Origin of the sequence: Methylobacterium brachiatum (assembly GCF_900113845.1) — a bacterium.
Lineage (GTDB): Bacteria > Pseudomonadota > Alphaproteobacteria > Rhizobiales > Beijerinckiaceae > Methylobacterium > Methylobacterium brachiatum.
In genome coordinates, this window is sequence record NZ_FOQW01000015.1 from 100090 (window position 1) to 116633 (window position 16544).

General features: G+C 71.1%; 16 protein-coding genes. 2 read left to right on the plus strand and 14 right to left on the minus strand.

Features of this window, described 5'->3' with window-relative positions:
* Positions 1 to 18: 18 nt before the first annotated feature.
* The 7 genes from BMZ47_RS20025 to BMZ47_RS20055 all read right to left on the minus strand — a co-directional run bounded on the left by BMZ47_RS20025 (position 19) and on the right by BMZ47_RS20055 (position 8662).
* Positions 19 to 1032, minus strand: coding sequence for an adenosine kinase (locus tag BMZ47_RS20025; protein ID WP_091863926.1), 1014 nt, complete (start codon positions 1030 to 1032; stop codon positions 19 to 21).
* Positions 1033 to 1084: 52 nt separating this feature from the next.
* Entirely contained in the window at positions 1085 to 1639 is a 555-nt protein-coding gene (locus BMZ47_RS20030; protein ID WP_244536885.1) for a Uma2 family endonuclease, read from the minus strand.
* Positions 1640 to 1704: 65 nt separating this feature from the next.
* Positions 1705 to 3114: an MFS transporter gene (locus BMZ47_RS20035; protein WP_091863928.1), complete on the minus strand. Its 1410-nt coding sequence runs from the start codon at positions 3112 to 3114 to the stop codon at positions 1705 to 1707.
* 512 nt (positions 3115 to 3626) lie between these two features.
* The gene (locus BMZ47_RS20040; RefSeq protein ID WP_007558718.1) at positions 3627 to 4556 is read right to left on the minus strand and encodes a glutaminase; all 930 of its coding nucleotides are present in this window, start codon (positions 4554 to 4556) and stop codon (positions 3627 to 3629) included.
* Positions 4557 to 4581: 25 nt separating this feature from the next.
* Positions 4582 to 6351 (minus strand): ABC transporter ATP-binding protein, encoded by a 1770-nt coding sequence (locus BMZ47_RS20045; RefSeq protein ID WP_039902032.1) that lies wholly within the window; start codon positions 6349 to 6351, stop codon positions 4582 to 4584.
* A gap of 203 nt (positions 6352 to 6554) precedes the next feature.
* Entirely contained in the window at positions 6555 to 7928 is a 1374-nt protein-coding gene (locus BMZ47_RS20050; protein WP_091863929.1) for an MFS transporter, read from the minus strand.
* Complete coding sequence (locus tag BMZ47_RS20055) at positions 7925 to 8662, minus strand: PRC-barrel domain-containing protein (protein ID WP_091863930.1); 738 nt, start codon at positions 8660 to 8662, stop codon at positions 7925 to 7927. Before BMZ47_RS20055 ends, BMZ47_RS20050 begins: the two co-directional genes overlap by 4 nt.
* A 290-nt stretch (positions 8663 to 8952) precedes the next feature.
* On the opposite strand from BMZ47_RS20055, the gene BMZ47_RS20060 reads away from it, so the two are divergent.
* On the plus strand, positions 8953 to 9354 hold the full coding sequence (locus BMZ47_RS20060; protein ID WP_039904165.1) for a hypothetical protein: 402 nt from the start codon (positions 8953 to 8955) through the stop codon (positions 9352 to 9354).
* 142 nt (positions 9355 to 9496) lie between these two features.
* Here the strand turns inward: BMZ47_RS20060 and BMZ47_RS20065 are convergent, their stop codons facing one another.
* From BMZ47_RS20065 to BMZ47_RS29195, 3 genes are all read right to left on the minus strand, one after another.
* On the minus strand, positions 9497 to 9931 hold the full coding sequence (locus BMZ47_RS20065; RefSeq protein WP_007567993.1) for a PRC-barrel domain-containing protein: 435 nt from the start codon (positions 9929 to 9931) through the stop codon (positions 9497 to 9499).
* 86 nt (positions 9932 to 10017) lie between these two features.
* Positions 10018 to 10503, minus strand: coding sequence for a DUF2721 domain-containing protein (locus BMZ47_RS20070; protein ID WP_091863964.1), 486 nt, complete (start codon positions 10501 to 10503; stop codon positions 10018 to 10020).
* A 49-nt stretch (positions 10504 to 10552) separates the two neighbouring features.
* Positions 10553 to 10675: a hypothetical protein gene (locus tag BMZ47_RS29195; RefSeq protein WP_007567989.1), complete on the minus strand. Its 123-nt coding sequence runs from the start codon at positions 10673 to 10675 to the stop codon at positions 10553 to 10555.
* Between the two features lie 244 nt (positions 10676 to 10919).
* Between BMZ47_RS29195 and BMZ47_RS20075 the strand changes: the two genes are divergently transcribed.
* The gene (locus tag BMZ47_RS20075) at positions 10920 to 11291 is read left to right on the plus strand and encodes an SWIB/MDM2 domain-containing protein (protein WP_007567987.1); all 372 of its coding nucleotides are present in this window, start codon (positions 10920 to 10922) and stop codon (positions 11289 to 11291) included.
* 98 nt (positions 11292 to 11389) lie between these two features.
* On the opposite strand, the gene BMZ47_RS20080 is transcribed toward BMZ47_RS20075, so the two are convergent.
* The 4 genes from BMZ47_RS20080 to BMZ47_RS20095 all read right to left on the minus strand — a co-directional run bounded on the left by BMZ47_RS20080 (position 11390) and on the right by BMZ47_RS20095 (position 16369).
* Positions 11390 to 12187 (minus strand): SDR family NAD(P)-dependent oxidoreductase, encoded by a 798-nt coding sequence (locus BMZ47_RS20080; protein ID WP_091863931.1) that lies wholly within the window; start codon positions 12185 to 12187, stop codon positions 11390 to 11392.
* An 85-nt stretch (positions 12188 to 12272) separates the two neighbouring features.
* Positions 12273 to 13667, minus strand: coding sequence for an MFS transporter (locus BMZ47_RS20085; RefSeq protein ID WP_091863932.1), 1395 nt, complete (start codon positions 13665 to 13667; stop codon positions 12273 to 12275).
* Between the two features lie 159 nt (positions 13668 to 13826).
* Complete coding sequence (locus BMZ47_RS20090; RefSeq protein WP_091863933.1) at positions 13827 to 15173, minus strand: ATP-binding response regulator; 1347 nt, start codon at positions 15171 to 15173, stop codon at positions 13827 to 13829.
* The gene (locus BMZ47_RS20095) at positions 15170 to 16369 is read right to left on the minus strand and encodes an FIST signal transduction protein (protein WP_244536886.1); all 1200 of its coding nucleotides are present in this window, start codon (positions 16367 to 16369) and stop codon (positions 15170 to 15172) included. Before BMZ47_RS20095 ends, BMZ47_RS20090 begins: the two co-directional genes overlap by 4 nt.
* Between the last annotated feature and the right edge of the window lie 175 nt (positions 16370 to 16544).

The window sequence follows — 16544 nt, forward strand, 5'->3', positions numbered from 1 at the left end:
CGCTCTGAGCGGCCCCGTTCAGATCAGCTTGCGCGCCTTGGCCAGGCCGACCAGGTCGGCCTGGGGGCGCGCGCCGATATGCTGGATCACCTCGGCGGCCGCCAGCGCGCCGAGGCGGGCGCTGGTGACGTTGTCGAGGCCGCGGGCATGGCCGGCCAGGAACCCGGCCGCGAACAGGTCGCCGGCCCCGGTCGTGTCCAGCACCTCGCGGACGGGGCTCGCCTCCACCGACCGGACCTCGCCGCCCTGCACCACCAGGGCGCCCTCCGACGAGCGGGTGACCAGGCCGAGCAGGTGCCGGCCCCGGGCGTTGCGCTCGTCGCGGAGCGCGGCCACGGCGGCCTCGGGATCGTCGGTCTGGTAGAGGCTCTGCAGCTCGCCGATATTGGCGAACAGGATGTCGATGCTGCCGTCGCGCACCAGCCCCAGGAACTCGTCCCGGTAGCGGCCGACGCAGAACGCGTCCGACAGGGTCAGCGCCACCGCATTGCCGGCCTGGTGGGCGATCTGGACCGCCTTGCGGAACGCGTCCTTGGCGGCCGGCGGGTCCCACAGATAGCCTTCGAGGTAGACCACCCGGGCCGAGGCCACGAGCGCCCGGTCCACGTCCTCGGGCTTCAGCCCCTGGCAGGCGCCGAGATAGGTGCTCATCGTGCGCTCGCCGTCCGGCGTCACCAGCACGAAGCAGCGGGCCGTGGCCGGCCCCTCGCTCGCCGGCGGCACCGTGAAGCCGACGCCCGTGGCCTTGAGGTCGTGGCCGAACAGGCCGCCGAGCTCGTCGTTCCGCACCTTGCCGACGAAGCCGGTCTTGGCGCCGAGCAGAGCCGCGCCCACCGCGGTGTTCGCCCCCGAGCCGCCCGAGACGATCGTGGCCGGGCCCATCGCGGCGAACAAAGCCTCCGCCCGCTCCTCGTCGATCAGCTGCATCGCGCCCTTGGTCACCCCCTGGGCGTCCAGGAAGGCGTCGTCCGTGCGGGCGATCACGTCGACGATGGCGTTGCCGAGCACGAGGAGATCGAGGGGTGTGGTCATCCAGGCGTCCTGATTCGCGGTTGCGCCGCTGTGACATCCGCCTCGGATCGGATCAAGCCGTGGGATCTGCGGGGGGCGGGAGATCGGCAAACAGCTCGGCGACGGACAAGCTCAGGCCGGGTGGGGTCAGAGCGAGTTGTCCCTCGCTGGCGATGCGGGTCTCGATCAGCCCTTCGGTGCCGCGCGCATGGTGGATCACGAGGCGCTTGACCGGGTCGATCATCAGATAGTGCGCGACGCTGGCGACGCTGAAATAGCCGGAAAGCTTGCGGCCGGAATCAACCGCGACGGTGCTGGGCGACAAAACCTCGACGACAATGACGGGATTCGGGATCTCGGTCGCGTCCGGGTCCGCACGCGCACCGCAATAGACCAGGGCGTCGGGCTCGAAGACCGTCGTGTCATCGATGCGGACGCTCATTCCATCCGGTAGCGCGCGACAGGGAAACTGAGTCCGGTTCAGGGCGGATCGGAGCGCGAGGTAGACCGAAGCCTTGACCTCCGCGTGCCGAACCCACTCCGGCGACATCGCCACAACTTGGCCTTCGACCAGCTCGTAGCGCCCTGGCTGGCCCTCGGCCCAGACCAGGAACTCGTCGACCGTCATCCGGGGTTTCGGCTGTGCGACCATGCCGTCAGGCTAACACGATTCGCATGCGTGCGGACCGCGCCTCACCCCGCGATCTTCTCCAAGGCCACATCCCGGGTGCGGGGCCCGAGAAGCCCGACGAGCGACCCGGCCGCCAGCATCGCCGCGGAGATGAACAGGAACACCCCTGGGGTGCCGGCCTCGCGCAGCACGAAGGCGATGACGAACCCCGTAAAAATCGCGGAGAAGCGGCTCCAGGAATAGACGAAGCCCACCGCCCGGGCCCGGATGCCGGTGGGGAACAGCTCGGCCTGGTAGGCGTGGAAGCTGTAGGACATCACGTTGGAGGCCAGCGTCAGCCCGATCCCGAGCGCGACGATCACCGACACGTCCCGGGTCTGCGCGAAGGCCAGACCGCAGGCGATGTAGACCAGCGCGGCGGCGACGATGACGTGCTTGCGCTCGAACCGGTCGGCGATGGCGAGCCCGATCAGCGGGCCCACCGGGGCGGCCAGCGCGATCAGCGCCGTGTAGGCGAGGCTCGACGTGATGGTGATGCCCTGCGCCACCAGCAGCGTCGGCACCCAATTAGCGAAGCCGTAGAAGCCCACCGTCTGGAAGACGTTGAAGCCGGCCATCATCAGCGCCCGGCGGCGATAGGGCGCCACCCACAGGTCGCCGTAGGCGCCCCGCCGCTCAACCCGCTCCGGTGCTGCGGGCGGCGGCAGGGGGCGGCCGTATTCGGCGGCGACCTGGCCTTCGAGGCGCCGCAGGACCACGTCGGCCTCCGCGAGCCGCCCGCGCTCGACCAGCCAGCGCGGGCTCTCCGGCAGGCCGGCGCGCAGCCACCAGACCCCGATTGCCGCGGTGGCGCCGATCAGCACGACCCAGCGCCAGCCATCGATGCCCAGCGGTGCCGTCGGGATCAGCAGGTAGGACAGGAAGGCCACCACCGGCACGGCGGTGAAGCCGATGCCCTGGCACAGGGCGAAGGCGCGGCCGCGGATCCCCTTCGGCACCAGCTCCGAGAGGTAGCTGCCGATGGTCACCATCTCGAGGCCGAGGCCGATGCCGGCGATCAGCCGCCAGAGATTGAGCCCGAACGCGTCGGTCTGGCAGGCCATCACCACGTTGGCGGCCGTGTAGGACAGGAGCGACCAGGTGAAGATCGCCCGACGGCCGAACCGATCGGCGAGCCAGCCGCAGATCAGGGTGCCGATGAACAGCCCCGTGAACAGGGCCGCCACGAAGCTCGCCACGCCGCTGGCGCCGAACAGCCCGGGCGTGGTCGGCGTGAGGATCCCGGCCTTCACGAGGCCCGGGGCGACGTAGCCGGTGAACAGCAGGTCGTAGAGTTCGAAGAAGAAGCCGAGGCCGAGCAGAGCCACGAGGCGCCAGATCGTCCGCGTCGGCGGCAGGCGGTCGAGGCGGGCCAGGATGGCGCCGGGCTCCAGGGCGGGTCCGTCAGGCTGCGCGATCCGTGTCGTCGCCATCCGCCCGCGCCTCCCGTACCCAGCCCTGTCGCTTATGTGCTCGCCACTGCCTTGGAACTGTCACGCCTGCAAGGGTTCGTTGGTGCACAGGCAGGGCGAGCGTGTCCGAGCCAAGCCGGGATTGGCCGTTTCGACGGGCGAGGGGCATCCCGGATAGCATACGACGCGTTCCTCGAAGATCGTGGGCGGTGGCCGTTCGCCGGATGACGTTGCATCGGCGTTTCGAGGCGACGGCGAGATCCGAAAGGCTCTGCTGCGCAACTGCTCCCTCGCGACACGGGACCCGTCCGAGGGCGGGTCTGGGCCTCACCGGAGCCGCTCCGACCCAAACCTTCATCCTGAGGTGCCGAAGCGAAGGCCTCGAAGGAGGCCTCCAGGGATCGCGCGGCCGGCTTGAGGGCTCCTTCGAGGCCGCTTCGCGGCCCCTCAGGATGAGGGGATTGGTCCTTTGGCTCGCGGGAGCCGTCCGCGTGGATCTCGCAGAGACGGTGGCGCGCTGAAGCCAGCGAACCTCAGGCCCCGAACACCGACCAGCCCATCCGCTGGGTCAGGCGCTCCAGCGCGACGCGGCCGAGATGGGAATTGCCCGCCGCGTCCAGGCCGGGCGACCAGACCGCGATCGAGGCCTTGCCGGGCGCCACCGCCAGGATGGCCCCGCCGACGCCGCTCTTGCCCGGCAGGCCGACCCGGTAGGCGAACTCGCCCGAGCCGTCATAGTGGCCGCAGGTCAGCATGATCGCGTTGATGCGGCGCGCCCGCTCGGCCGAGACGACATTGTGGCCGGTCGACGGGTTGCGGCCGTTATGGGCCAGGAACCGTCCCGCCATGGCGAGCTGCCGACAATTCATCGCGATGGCGCAATGGTGGAAGTAGACGCCGAGCGTGTAATCCACGGGGTTCTCGATGACGCCGAAGGATTTCATGTAGTTGGCGAGCGCGGTGTTGCGGAAGCCCGTGCGCTTCTCCGAGGCCGCCACCCGCTCGTCGATGGTGATGGTCGGGTCCTGGGCCAGGAACTGTAGGAAGCGCAGGATCTCGCCCAGCGCCTCCCGCGGCTCGTGGCCCGAGAGGATCAGGTCGGTCACCGCGATCGCGCCGGCATTGATGAACGGGTTGCGCGGCACCCCGCACTCGCGCTCCAGCTGGACGATCGAGTTGAACGGGTTGCCCGAGGGCTCCCGCCCGACCCGCTTCCACAGCCGGTCGCCGGCCATGCCGAGCGCCAGGGTGAGCGTGAACACCTTCGACACGCTCTGGATCGAGAACGGCGTCTCGCTGTCGCCGCCGGTCGTGACTCGGCCGTCGGCATCGATCACCGCGATGCCGAACTGGTTCGGGTCCACCCGGGCCAGTTCGGGGATGTAGTCGGCCACCGCGCCCCGGTCGGAGCGCTGCGCCATCTCCGCCGCGATCTCCCGGATGACGCTGTCGAGGTCGGGCACAGCCGGATTCCCCGGAGCGCCGCCCTCAGGCCGCGGCCAGGGACATCGACATCGATTCCTTCTTCATCAGCTCGCGGAAGAAGCCGTCGAGATGGGTCAGGTTGTCGGGCGAGCCGTCCTGGATGATGCGGCCGCCTTCCAGCACGACGATCCGGTCGAAGTCCTGGAGCGTCGAGAGGCGGTGGGCGATCGCGATGACGGTGCGGCCCTTCATCAGGTTGGCGAGCGCCTGGCGGATCGCCTGCTCGGATTCCGCGTCGAGCGCCGAGGTCGCTTCGTCGAGCAGCAGGATCGGCGAGTTCTTCAGGATCGCCCGGGCGATGGCGATGCGCTGGCGCTGGCCGCCCGAGAGCTTCACGCCGCGGTCGCCGACCATCGTGTCGAAGCCCTCCGGCAGGGCCTGGATGAACTCGGTGCAGCGCGCCGCCTCGGCGGCCTGCCAGACCTCCTCGTCGGTGGCGTCGGGCCGGCCGTAGCGGATGTTCTCGCGCAGGGAGCGGTGGAACATCGATACGTCCTGGGGCACGACCGTGATCGCCTCGCGCAGGGATTCCTGGGTGACGCGCTCGATGTTCTGGCCGTTGATCCGGATCTCGCCGCTCTTCACGTCGTAGAAGCGCTGCAGCAGCGAGAACAGGGTCGACTTGCCGCCGCCGGACTTGCCGACGAGGCCGACCTTCTGGCCCGGCTCGATCACCAGATCGAAATCGGTGAAGACCGGGCGCCCGTCCGGGTAGTTGAAGGCGACGTGGTCGAACTCGATCTTGGCGCCCTGTCCGGTCAGCGGCTTGGCCTCCGGATGGTCGACGAGGTCGTGCGGCTGGAGCAGGGTGTGCAGGGCCTCGGCGAGGCGGGCGGTGTGCTGGGTCGCGTCGACCAGGGCCACCGCGAGGTCGCGGGTGGCCGCCAGGATGCGGATGCCGAGCGTGCAGACCAGCACGACCTGGCCGTTGGTCGCCTGCCCGGCCTCCCACATCTGGATCGCCCAGTAGAGCAGGCCGAACACCGCCAGCACGGTGAGCACCGCGTGCACGATGCGCAGCTTCTCGAGGTAGAGTAGCGACGAGCGCCGGGCGCGCATCTCCGTGGCGATCGTGCCCTCGAAGCGCTGGCCCTCGCGCTTGAAGCCCGAGAAGGCGCGCACGAGCGACATGTTGCCGACGAGATCGACCATCTCGCCGTCCACCGAGGCCGCCTTGGCGGCGAAGTCGTGGTGCAGCGGCTTGCCGGCCGCGGCCATCTTGAACATCAGCACGACCACGGCGGCGAAGACGCCGGCCAGGATCGCCGCCATGGTGGTGTTGACCGTGGCGATGTAGGCGATCGACCCGAAGGCCGCGACCGTCGGCGGCATCACATTGAACACGAACATGTTCTCGACCGTGAAGATCGCGTTCGAGGTCGCCGTGATGCGCGAGGCCAGGGTGCCCGGCTGCCGGTCGGAGAAGAAGGTCGGGGAATGGCCGGTCATGTGCCGGAACAGGTCCCGGCGGATGTCGCCGGTCACGCCCACGAAGGTGAAGGCCCCGGTCAGCGCCGCCACGCGCCAGAGCATGTTGTCGGCCGCGATGAAGCCGATCAGGACCGCGAGCGCCCCCCAGACCACGGTGTTGCCCGGGCCCGGACCCTTGGTCAGCGCGTCGACCACGCCCTTGAGGGCGTAATCGGTCGAGACCGAGAACCCGACCGCGCCGAGCACGGAGATCAGGATCACAAGGTGGGGCACCCAGCGGCGCCGGAGGTATCGCCCGACAAAGGCGAAGGGCCTCTCAGCGTATTGGTGCAGCTCTTCCATCGCGGTGACCATTCCGTATTCACGCGGCACTGGCTGGTGCGGGCTGAGGCGGAGTGCAACGCGGGCGCAGTCGGACCCGCAGCGGCAACGCGACAGCGTTGCCATATGTTGCACCGGCCCGCACCTCCCGCGCGCTTTTATCTGTCAAACCTGAACGCCGCTTGAGCGGCGTGGATACACGCAAGCGAATCTGGTGCCGCGGATCACGCCTCCTCCGCGGGCTGGCGCGTCTCGGGCATGATCAGCGCCACCAGCATGAAGGCCGCGAAGCCCATCAGGGCCAGCCCCAGGAAGGCGCTGTGGCTGCCCAGGCGGTCGGCCATGATGCCGGCGAGCGACGTCGACAGGGCCGCGCCCACGCCCATCGCGGTGCCGACCGCACCGAGCGCGAGGTTGAAACGCCCCGTACCCCGGGTGAGATCCGAGACCACGAGCGGAACCATCACGCCGAGCACCGAGGCGGAGATCCCGTCGAGCACCTGGATGGCGACCAGACCGTAGGGGTTGGTGGTGTAGGCGAGCATCAGCCCGCGCACCGGCAGGGCGCCGAAGCCGAGGAGCAGCACCGGGTAGCGCCCGAACCGCTCGGCCGCCCGGCCGACCGCCGGGGCGCTCACCGCGAGCACCGCCTGCGGGACCATGATGCAGGCGGCGATCAGCGCGGTGGCGGTCTCGCTCGCCCGCAGGGTCAGCACGCTGCCCACCAGCGGCAGCATCGCGGCGTTGGCGAGGAAGAACAGGACCATGCAGGCCGAGAAGCACAGGAGCCCGCGATTGGTCAGCAGCGCCCGGACCCCGTCCTTGCCGGAGGCGCGCGGCGCCTGCGCCGGAGCGGCCGGCTCCTGGAACACGTTGGCGTCGATCTCCTGGGCGCGGATGCGGCTGAGCGCGATGATCGTCGGCACCACCAGGGCCGCGGTCAGGTAGAAGACGGCGCCGTTCGAGAGGTAGTAGCCGATGGCGCCCATGCCGGCGGCGCCGAGCGCGTTGCCGACCGCCGCGAAGCTCGCATTGCGGCCGAGGCGCTCGCCCGCCCGGGCCCGGCCGACCAGCCCGATGCTGATCGCCGCGATCGCCGGGGTCAGCACGCAGCTCGCGCCCGAATGGACCGCCATCGCCAGCAGCACGACCGGGAAGCTCGGCCAGACCGCCAGCGCGAAGGCGCTGCCCGAGATGCCGATCACCGCCACCGCGGCGGCGAAGCGCTTCGAGCGCACCACATCCACGAAGGCGCCGCCGGGCACCTGCCCGAGCAGGGCGACGAGGCTGCCCACGGTAAGGGCGAAGCCGATATCGGATTGGGTCCACTTCGCCTGCGAGAAGTAGACGGCCAGGAACGGCCCGAACCCGGTCTGCAGGTTGGCCACGAAGAACGCGAAGGCGTCGAGCCCGTGGCGGCTCACCGCCGACACCGTTCGGTCCACCGGCGCCGCCTCCGCGGCTGCGCGCGAGGGCTCGCGCGCGACCTCGGCCGACTGATCCTTCAGGCGGACGGGCCGCGACCGCGGGTCCTGACGGGACACCTCGCGCTCGCGGGGGGAAACGGCGGGTCTGGCCTTCAATCGGGCCACCGTCACTTGTCCGGGGCCTTTTCAGGAGGGGTGGCGGGGGGCGGCGCGGCCGGCGTCGGCGCGGAGGGCGCGGTCGCGGCGGCGGGCGCCGTCGGCGGAGCGGCCGGGGCGGCGGCCGTCGGCGCGGGCGCGGCGGGGCCGGCAGGCGACGCCGCACTCGTCGCCTGGTCGCCGTCGGGCGGGGGCGCGGCCGGGCTCGCCGGGCCGAGCACGACGATCGGCTCGCCGGCCTTGTATTCGGGCGACACGCGGACCTGGTTGCGGGTCAGCGCGACCGAGAGCTTGCGCTCCTTGTTGCCGTCGGGGGTGAAGCGCAGGGCGCGCCAATCCACGGCGATCTTGCGGGTGCCGACGCCGAGGAAGCCGCCGAAATCGATGATCGCCGCCCGGGGATGCCCGTCCTTGTCGATGATGATGTCGATGACGCGGCCCAGCTCGTCGCCGCCGGCGCTGCGCACGCTGCGGCCGAGCAGGCTCTCGTAATCCTGGGTGTCGAGGACCGTCGCCGGGGTCCCCTGCTGTTGCTGCTGCGCGGCGTTCGCCGGGGCCGCCGGCGTGGCGGGGGCGGGTGGCGTCGCGGGCGCGGTTCCCGTGGTCGCGCCCGGGGCCGGCGGCGCGGCCGGCGGGCTCGGCGGCGAGGCCTGGGGCGGGGCTTGGCCGGATGCACCATCGCCCGGGCTGGACGGGGCCTGCGCCGCAACGCCGGACGCCCACAGGGCGAGCGTCACGGCCGCGATCATCCGGGAGGTTCTGAACACGCTACATCCTCTGAGGAAGGGCCGGGCCGAGCCGACGCGCCGGCACGACCGCGACCGTATCGGCCGGATTCGGGCCCGCCGCCGGCGCGACCTCGCCTGCGGAGAGCATCCTGTCGCAGGACCTGGGCGAAGTTATGGATCGTCGCGGCCGGGCCGCAAGTTCCGCGCCGCAGAGGGGGTGTCTGGTTTTCGCCGCAACCCCAGCGTAGACAGCGGACCAGAAACCCATGCGAGCCGCGCAGACCCTTGCGGCCCCTTGCGAGGACTACACGATGTCGACCCTCACCTCGTCGGGACGCGCCGCGGCGCGCAGCCTCGCGCTCGGCGCCGCCCTGGTCGGCCTGGTGGCCGGCTGTCAGGCGCTCGGCGGCGGGGGCGGCGTGATGCCGGCCTCGGATGTCGGGCTGCCGCCGTCGCTGCGCGGGTCCCTGCCCAACCGCGAGCCGCGCAACGCCGCGGTCGATCCCGACGGCCAGCCGCTCCAGACCACCCCGACGAAGCAGCTCGCGATCCCCAGGAGCGCCGGCGGCGCGACGCAATCGGCCAGCGCCGCCGAGCGTCGGATCCGGCGCGAGGATATCGAGGGCGGCAACGCGTCGAGCGGCTCCGGCAGCAGCTCGATGGGCCCGATGCTCTCGCCCGGCGGCAGCGTCGGCCTCGGCGGGAAGTTCTAAGGGCGGGCGCGGGGCGGGCAAACCGGCGGCGCTTTTCCTCCCCGCGGGGGAGGGAGGCGCGCCCGGGGATCGCGTTTGCGCTCATCCGCCAGCGATGTGCGAACTCCGGGCATTCGCTGAGAGGTCGCCCGCGCCCCCCGGCTCACAGGGTCGGCGCGCGCACCCCGTAATAATCCTCGATCTTCCCGCGATAGTTCGGGTCGGCGAAGGCGTCCTCGCCCGGGCCGTGGCTCGGAGCGCCGGCGAGGTTGCCCGGATCGATGTCGACCACGTAGCCGCCGAGTTCGGTGCTGTAGGTCAACGCCTTCCAGGGCAGGGGGTGATGGTTCTCGCCAAGGCCGAGGAAGCCTCCGAAGGCCAGGACCGCGTAGGCGACCTGGCCGGTGACCTTATCCACCATGAAGTTGTACACGGCCCCGAGGTGCTTCCCCTCACGGTCGTAGACGGCCGTGCCCTCGACCTTGTTCGAGGCGATCAGGCGGGCGGTCTCGTCGATGGCGATACCCTCGCCGGTGGGATCGAGCTCCAGGGTGCCCGTCTTTCTCACGGTGCGCTCGGTGGGCAGATCCGTCGGCATGGTGACTCCCGGGTTACGCAGACCGGGCCGGACGTTCCCCCGGCCCTGGTGACTAAACGCCGGGGCGGGAGCGGGTTCCGGTCGCCCTAAAGATCCGCGAGCATCCCGGCATTGGCCCGGCGCTGGTTGATCCGGTCCCGCACCGAGCGGCTCGCCAGCAGCATCTCGAAGCCGAAGGCGATGAGCGCGCAGAGCGTGCACAGGATCGCGGCCCCGAACAGGCCGAACAGCAGGCTCGCCACGGTGCTGTCGCGCAGGGCGCCGACGAACAGCGTCAGCACGGAGCCGCAGGTCGCCACGCCCCCGAGGGCGGCCAAAAGCACCGCCGCATCCAGCGCGAGCGAGCGCGTGTGCAGCCGGTCGAGGCGCTGGCCCAGGACGATGCGCTCGGCCTCGCCGGCCCCGGCCAGCAGCGTCGACACGCGCTCGGCCTGATCGGCGACCCGGGCGAGCCGGGCGCCGAACACGTTGAGCAGCGTCGCCAGGCCGGACAGCAGGAAGACCGGGCTCAGCGCCACCTGGACGACGTGCGCGGTGCTTTCCAGGGTGGTGGAGGTGATGGGATCGATCATGCTCGCGGGCAGATGCACCGGACGGCGCGGCGCGGCAATCCCGGACGCTTCAGACCAGCCCGCGGGGCGGTTCCAGGCCGGACGCAGCCGGTTCGGCCCGGACACTCAGACCAAGACCGAGCACGAGCCCGGTGGCGAGCAACAGCGCGAGCGCGAGGACCGGGGTAAACATGACTGTATTTCTCGCGCGCCACCGTTAAGATCAGGTTTCGCGCGCGCAAGGCCGACGGAATGTTCTGCGCGGCGGTGCAGATCGGCCGGTTCCGGTGTGGATTTCCGCGCGTGCCCTGTGGATGAGGGCCCCGCGAAGGCGATTTCCCCTTGGAACGGCGGCAGCACCGCTTAGTTGCTGCTATGCTGGCTCGGCCGTGGGGCGCTCATGCCCCGGCCTGCGGCCCGAGAACCGGAGGAAGTTTATGGCCACGAAGACCGAGAAGGCTGCGCCGAAGGCGGCCAAGACCACGAAGGCTGACGAGCCGAAGGCCGCCAAGGCCGCGCCCGCGAAGGCTGCCAAGCCTGCCGCCACCAAGGCCGCCGGTGCGAAGCCGAACGCCCTGCAGCAGCCGCTGAAGCCGTCGGCGGATCTCGGCGCGATCGTCGGCACCAACCCGCTGCCGCGCGGCGAGGTGGTCAGCAAGGTGTGGGACTACATCAAGAAGCACAACCTGCAGAACCCCGAGAACAAGCGCGAGATCCTCGCCGACGACAAGCTCAAGAAGGTCTTCGGTAAGGACAAGTGCTCCATGTTCGAGATGAACAAGCATCTCGCGGCTCACCTGAAGTCTTGATCGGCTAAGCCCGTGTCCGGCGCTTACGCCGGACCGGTGGCGCGCGATCAAACGGGGCCGGACGGCCCCGAGCCGATGACCGTTTCGCCCGAGGCGGTCTACGCGAGACCTTGCAGGACACCGCCATCCACCCGCAGCGCAGCGCCCGTCGTGGCGCTCGCTGCTGGGCTGCAGAGATAGGCGACGAGGCTCGCCACCTCCTCCACCGTCGCGAGACGCTTGATCAGCGACGACGGGCGATGCTCGGCCACGAAGGCCCGGCCCATCGCGTCGAGGTCGGCATCCTTCGCCCCTCCGGCCATCTGCGTCATGAATTCCGCGACGCCCTCCGACAGGGTCGGCCCGGGCAGCACGCTGTTGACCGTCACGCCGGTGCCGGCCACCGTCTGGGCGAGGCCGCGCGAGATCGCCAGCTGCGCGGTCTTGGTCATCCCGTAATGGACCATCTCGGTCGGGGTGTTGATGCCGGACTCGCTCGAGATGAAGATCACGCGGCCCCAGCCACGCTCGGCCATGGCCGGCGCGTAGGCGCGGGACAGGCGCACGCCGCTCATCACGTTCACGTCGTAGAAGCGCTGCCAATCCGCGTCCGGGATCTCGAAGAACGGCTTCGGCTCGAAGATCCCGGTGTTGTTGACCAGGATGTCCACCGCCGGCAGCGCCCGGGTCAGGGCCTCGACCCCCTCCGCGCTGGCGACGTCGGCCGGCGCCGCGAAGACGCGGCCGGCCTTGGTCTCGCCGCGCAGCCGGGTCAGCGCAACCTCGACGCGCTCGGCGGTGCGGCCGTTGATGCCGACCTCGGCACCGAGGTCGCAGAGTTCCTTGGCGATGGCGTAGCCGATGCCGCCGGTCGAGCCGGTGACGAGGGCCTTCTTGCCGGTGAGGTCGAGATCCATGGACGGAGGCTCCGGGGCTGGGAACGCGGGATTGCGGATCTCCGGCCAACGCGCGCCGGGCCGGTCGGTGGCATGCCGGGCCCGCCTAACCGCCCTTACCCCGCCGCAGGATGCTGGCGCAGCCGCCGATCGTGGCGAGCACCACCGCGCAGACGAGGGACCAGGTGACGGCCCGTTCGGCGCCTAGCCCGTGGGTCAGCCCGAAGATCACCGCCACGAGGGCGGCGCCGAGCGATTGTCCGGTGAGCCGGGCCGTCGATTGCATCCCGCTGGCCCCGCCGGCGCGCTCCCGCGGCGCCGAGGTGACGATCACCTTGTTGTTGGGCGACTGGAAGAGGCCGAAGCCGAGCCCGCACAGGGTCAGGCGCCAGACGATGTCGATGGTGGCGGGCGCCTCGGGCAGCAGCGTCACGCAGACGAGGCCGGCGGCCAGCATCGCCAACCCGATGCCGCCCAACAGCCCCGGCGGGTAGCGGTCGGCCAGGCGCCCCGAGATCGGCGCCATCGCGGCCACCGCGATCGGCCAGGGGGTGAGCAGGAAGCCGGTCTGGGTGCTGGAAAGGTGCAGCACGTCCTGGAAGTAGAACGGCAGCGCGACGTAGGACACCATCTGGGCGCAGAACGAGGCCACCGAGGTCGCCATCGACAGGGCGAAGGCGGGGATCCGCAGCAGGTCCACCGGCAGGAGCGGGGCGGGCAGCCGGATCTGGCGGCGCACGAAGACCGTGCCGATCACCAGGGCGCCGACGAGTTCCGCGACGGCGATCGCCCGGCCCTCGGGGTCGCCGAGCCCGTCGATGCCGATGATCAGCAGGCCGAAGGTCAGCGCGTTGAGGACCGCGCTCACCAGGTCGAAGCGCCGCCCGCTCGCCGGGGTCGCCGGCAGGGTGCGCGTGGCCACCGCCAGGGCGAGCAGCCCCACCGGGACGTTGACCAGGAACAGCCAGGGCCAGCTCGCCACCGACAGGATCGCGGCCGCCACGGTCGGCCCCGCCGCCGAGGCCACCGCCACCACCAGGGCGACGTTGGCGACCCCCTGGCCGATCATGCGGTGCGGGTAGATGAACCGGACGAAGCCGATATTCACGCTCATGATCGCCGCGGCGCCGAGCCCCTGGACGATCCGCCCGACGATCAAGAGCGGCAGGCTCGGCGCCAGCGCGCAGGCGAGCGAGGCCACCACGAACAGAGCGAGCCCCGGCAGGTAGACCCGGCGGAAGCCGAAGATGTCGCCGAGCGACGCGAAGGGCAGGAGGCTCGCCGTCACGGCGATCTGGTAGGCGTTGACCACGAAGATCGCGTCGGCGGGCTTCACCGCGAGGTCCTTGGCCATCACGGGCAGCGCCACGTTGACGATCGCCCCGTCGAGCACCGCCATGGTCATGGCCAGCCCGATCGCCGCCATCGCCAGGACCCGCTCCCGCGGCGGCAGGCCGTCATGCTGGGCGGGGACGCCTGTACCGGCCGGGACCTGCGCCATGCGCGCGCTCCTGCGGCGTCCCGGAGGGCCGGCGACGTCGATTGCGTGGGGAAACCCGGGTGCAGATGCACCGCGGATTCCGGTTCCCTCTCGCGCAGCCGCGGCACAGCGTCGAGGGCCGCGGCGTGTCCTATGTCACGGCGCGGACGGGATTGTTCGTCAGGCCAGCATGTAGGTGAGCAATGAGCGGAGCTGGGCGGGCTTGACCGGCTTGTGGACCAGCTCGGCGCCGGCCTCCGCCACCCGCGCCTCGATCGCTTCGGAATGGTCGGCGGTGGTGACGATCGCGGGGAGCGGCCGCGCAGATCGGCCGCGCAGATAGGCGGCGACGTCGAGCCCGCAAGCGCCGTCGTCGAGATGGTAGTCCAGCACCAGGATGTCGGGCAGCGCGGCCCCGGCCTCGATCGCCCCGCGCACGCCGGCGAGATCCCGGAAGGTCGAGACCCGGGCATCCCAGTTCTGGAGCAGGCGCGCCATGGCGTCGGCCGTGGCGGCGTCATTCTCGACCACGAGGACATGGGCGCCCGAGAGCCGGGTCGCCACCGGCACCGGGGGCGCCGTGGCAGCCGGGACCGAGCTCATCGGCAGGCCGAGCGTCACCCGGGTCCCGTGGCCGGGCCGGGATGCGAGGGTGAGGGGATGGTCCAGCGCCTGGGCCATCCGGCGGACGATCGACAGGCCGAGGCCGAGGCCCGGCTCCTCCGCGCTGCTCGTCCGGGCGCCGCCCCGGAAGAACTCCTCGAAGACCAGGTCGCGCTCCTCGGCGGCGATGCCGCAGCCGGTATCGGTCACGTCGATCCGCACCCCACCGGCGCGCCGGCGCGCCGCCAGCACGATGCCGCCGGTGGCGGTGTAGCGGATGGCATTCGAGACCAGGTTCTGGAGGATGCGCTGAAGCAGCATCACGTCGCTGGTGACGGTCAGCTGCGGGCAGCGCACCGCGAGCCGCAGGCCCTTGCGCTCGGCGAAGGGCTTGAAGCGCTCCGCCAGCTCCGCCAGCAGGTCGGGCAGGAAGACCGCCTGCAGCTGCGGCCGGACGATGCCGGCATCGAGCTTGGAGATGTCCAGGAGCGTCTTGATCAGGTCCTCGATGGTCTGGAGACCCCGCTCGACCTGACCCGTGATGGCGCGCGCCTCGGGCGGCAGCGGCAGGTCGTCCAGCGCCGAGATCGACAGGCGGGCGGCGTTGACGGGCTGCAGCAGGTCGTGGCTCGCCGCCGCCAGGAAGCGGGTCTTGGAGCGGTTGGCGGTCTCGGCCTCTTCCTTGGCGGCCGCCAGCGCCGCGTTCGAGCGCTCCAGCCGGTGCATCAGCCCGGTCAGCTCCTCCGTGCGGGTGCGGACGCGCCCCTCCAGCATGATCGCGGTCTGGAACAGCGAGTAGGCGCTGCCGCGCTGATCCATGCTGCGCTCGACATGGGACATCAGCGCGGCGTTGATCCGCTCCAGCTTCTCGATCCGCCGGCGCAGGGACGCGTCGGTCTCGAGCCCGGACGGGTGCAGGGTCATGACGCGGCCGGGGCGTCGCCGGCGCCGTCGCGCGCGTTCAGCCCCTTGCCGATGGCGATGCCGGTGAAGGTCTGGTTCAGGTGCATGGCCCGGTACTGCTCGCCGAAGGTCTCGAAGCCGACGACGTTGTAGCGGCGGTAGAGGTCGGCGATGCCGTGGCCCACCTGACGGCTCTCGGCATCGAGCCGGCGCAGCACGCATTCGAAGCCGATGATCAGGTCGACGCCGCCCAGCGCCGTGTCGAGCCGCGTCAGCTCGGCCCGGGTGGAGGTGACGATGTCGCGCGGCTCGGCCAGCGTCAGCACCACGCCCTCGTCGATGGCGCAGAAGAAGCTCAGCGACCCGTCCGGGTTCACGCGGCGGATCGAGCGGCAGAAATACTCGCCCCCGACCTTCACGGCGAGCGGGTAGGCCGCGAAGCTCATCGGCGACAGGCCCTCGGGGTCGAGGCCGATCGCCATCGCGTATTCCCGCGCCGCCGGCTCGGCGTTGAGCTCGTGGACGGTGCGGCGCTCGCTGTCCGAGGCGGTGACCACGAACTTGGTCTGGGTCGGCTCGAAATTGTCGCTCTTGAAGATCTCGAACGGCCAATCGGTCTCGACCAGCACCAGCACCGCCGCCTTGCGGTGGATCCGGCCGCCATGCAGAAGCACCGCGTCGCGGAAGCGCAAATCATCGCCGGCCGAGCCGCCGACGATCGGGATGCCGTCGAGGGCCCAGGCGATGGCCGAGACGACGGTCTCCTCCGCGTTGGCGAGCCCGTCGATCAGCGACAGCGCGAAGCGGCCGCCGGCCGCCGGCGCCTCGGCCTCGCGGCAGGCGCCGGGGGGATCGAGGGTCCGGCGCAGGGCGCGCACGGAAGAGGCGGTGCGCTCGACATCGAGCTGGTCGATGGCGGCGAGCACGGTCGAGACGATGCGGAAGCGCTCGGCCGGGAACGCGATGACCACGAGGCCCCGGTCGAGGCCGCCGGACGGCGCGATGCCGCCCGACATCGAGCAGCCCGCGACCGGCACGCCCGGAAACCGGGCCTCCAGGGCGGCGGCCAGGATCTCGGGATCGTAATCGGCCGAGAAGAACGCGACGACCTGGGACAGGGAAGGGGTACCGATCGCCCGTGCAATCTCACCGGCCGCGGCGTCCGGCGATGCCGCCTCCGACCAGGCGGTCCAGATGCCGCACAGATGGCGGCGCACTCCCGATCCTTGAGCCACGTTCCATCCCCTGGTGTCCCCCTCGGCGCACTTTCCGCGCGCTCTTCAGAGTCTTGACGGGAGTATGTCGTGCACAACCGATCTGCGCAACGGGGCGTCATGGGGCGCCTCGACCGGGACAATGCCGAGGGCGGACGTCCGCTGCAGGGCCTGGATT

What these genes read in the sequence shown, in the direction of transcription:
- BMZ47_RS20025 (WP_091863926.1), bottom strand. Translation starts at nt 1,032, where the DNA reads ATGACCACACCCCTCGATCTCCTCGTGCTCGGCAACGCCATCGTCGAC.
- BMZ47_RS20030 (WP_244536885.1), bottom strand. Translation starts at nt 1,639, where the DNA reads ATGACGGTCGACGAGTTCCTGGTCTGGGCCGAGGGCCAGCCAGGGCGC.
- BMZ47_RS20035 (WP_091863928.1), bottom strand. Translation starts at nt 3,114, where the DNA reads ATGGCGACGACACGGATCGCGCAGCCTGACGGACCCGCCCTGGAGCCC.
- BMZ47_RS20045 (WP_039902032.1), bottom strand. Translation starts at nt 6,351, where the DNA reads ATGGAAGAGCTGCACCAATACGCTGAGAGGCCCTTCGCCTTTGTCGGG.
- BMZ47_RS20055 (WP_091863930.1), bottom strand. Translation starts at nt 8,662, where the DNA reads ATGATCGCGGCCGTGACGCTCGCCCTGTGGGCGTCCGGCGTTGCGGCG.
- BMZ47_RS20060 (WP_039904165.1), top strand. Translation starts at nt 8,953, where the DNA reads ATGTCGACCCTCACCTCGTCGGGACGCGCCGCGGCGCGCAGCCTCGCG.
- BMZ47_RS20065 (WP_007567993.1), bottom strand. Translation starts at nt 9,931, where the DNA reads ATGCCGACGGATCTGCCCACCGAGCGCACCGTGAGAAAGACGGGCACC.
- BMZ47_RS20070 (WP_091863964.1), bottom strand. Translation starts at nt 10,503, where the DNA reads ATGATCGATCCCATCACCTCCACCACCCTGGAAAGCACCGCGCACGTC.
- BMZ47_RS29195 (WP_007567989.1), bottom strand. Translation starts at nt 10,675, where the DNA reads ATGTTTACCCCGGTCCTCGCGCTCGCGCTGTTGCTCGCCACCGGGCTC.
- BMZ47_RS20075 (WP_007567987.1), top strand. Translation starts at nt 10,920, where the DNA reads ATGGCCACGAAGACCGAGAAGGCTGCGCCGAAGGCGGCCAAGACCACG.
- BMZ47_RS20080 (WP_091863931.1), bottom strand. Translation starts at nt 12,187, where the DNA reads ATGGATCTCGACCTCACCGGCAAGAAGGCCCTCGTCACCGGCTCGACC.
- BMZ47_RS20085 (WP_091863932.1), bottom strand. Translation starts at nt 13,667, where the DNA reads ATGGCGCAGGTCCCGGCCGGTACAGGCGTCCCCGCCCAGCATGACGGC.
- BMZ47_RS20090 (WP_091863933.1), bottom strand. Translation starts at nt 15,173, where the DNA reads ATGACCCTGCACCCGTCCGGGCTCGAGACCGACGCGTCCCTGCGCCGG.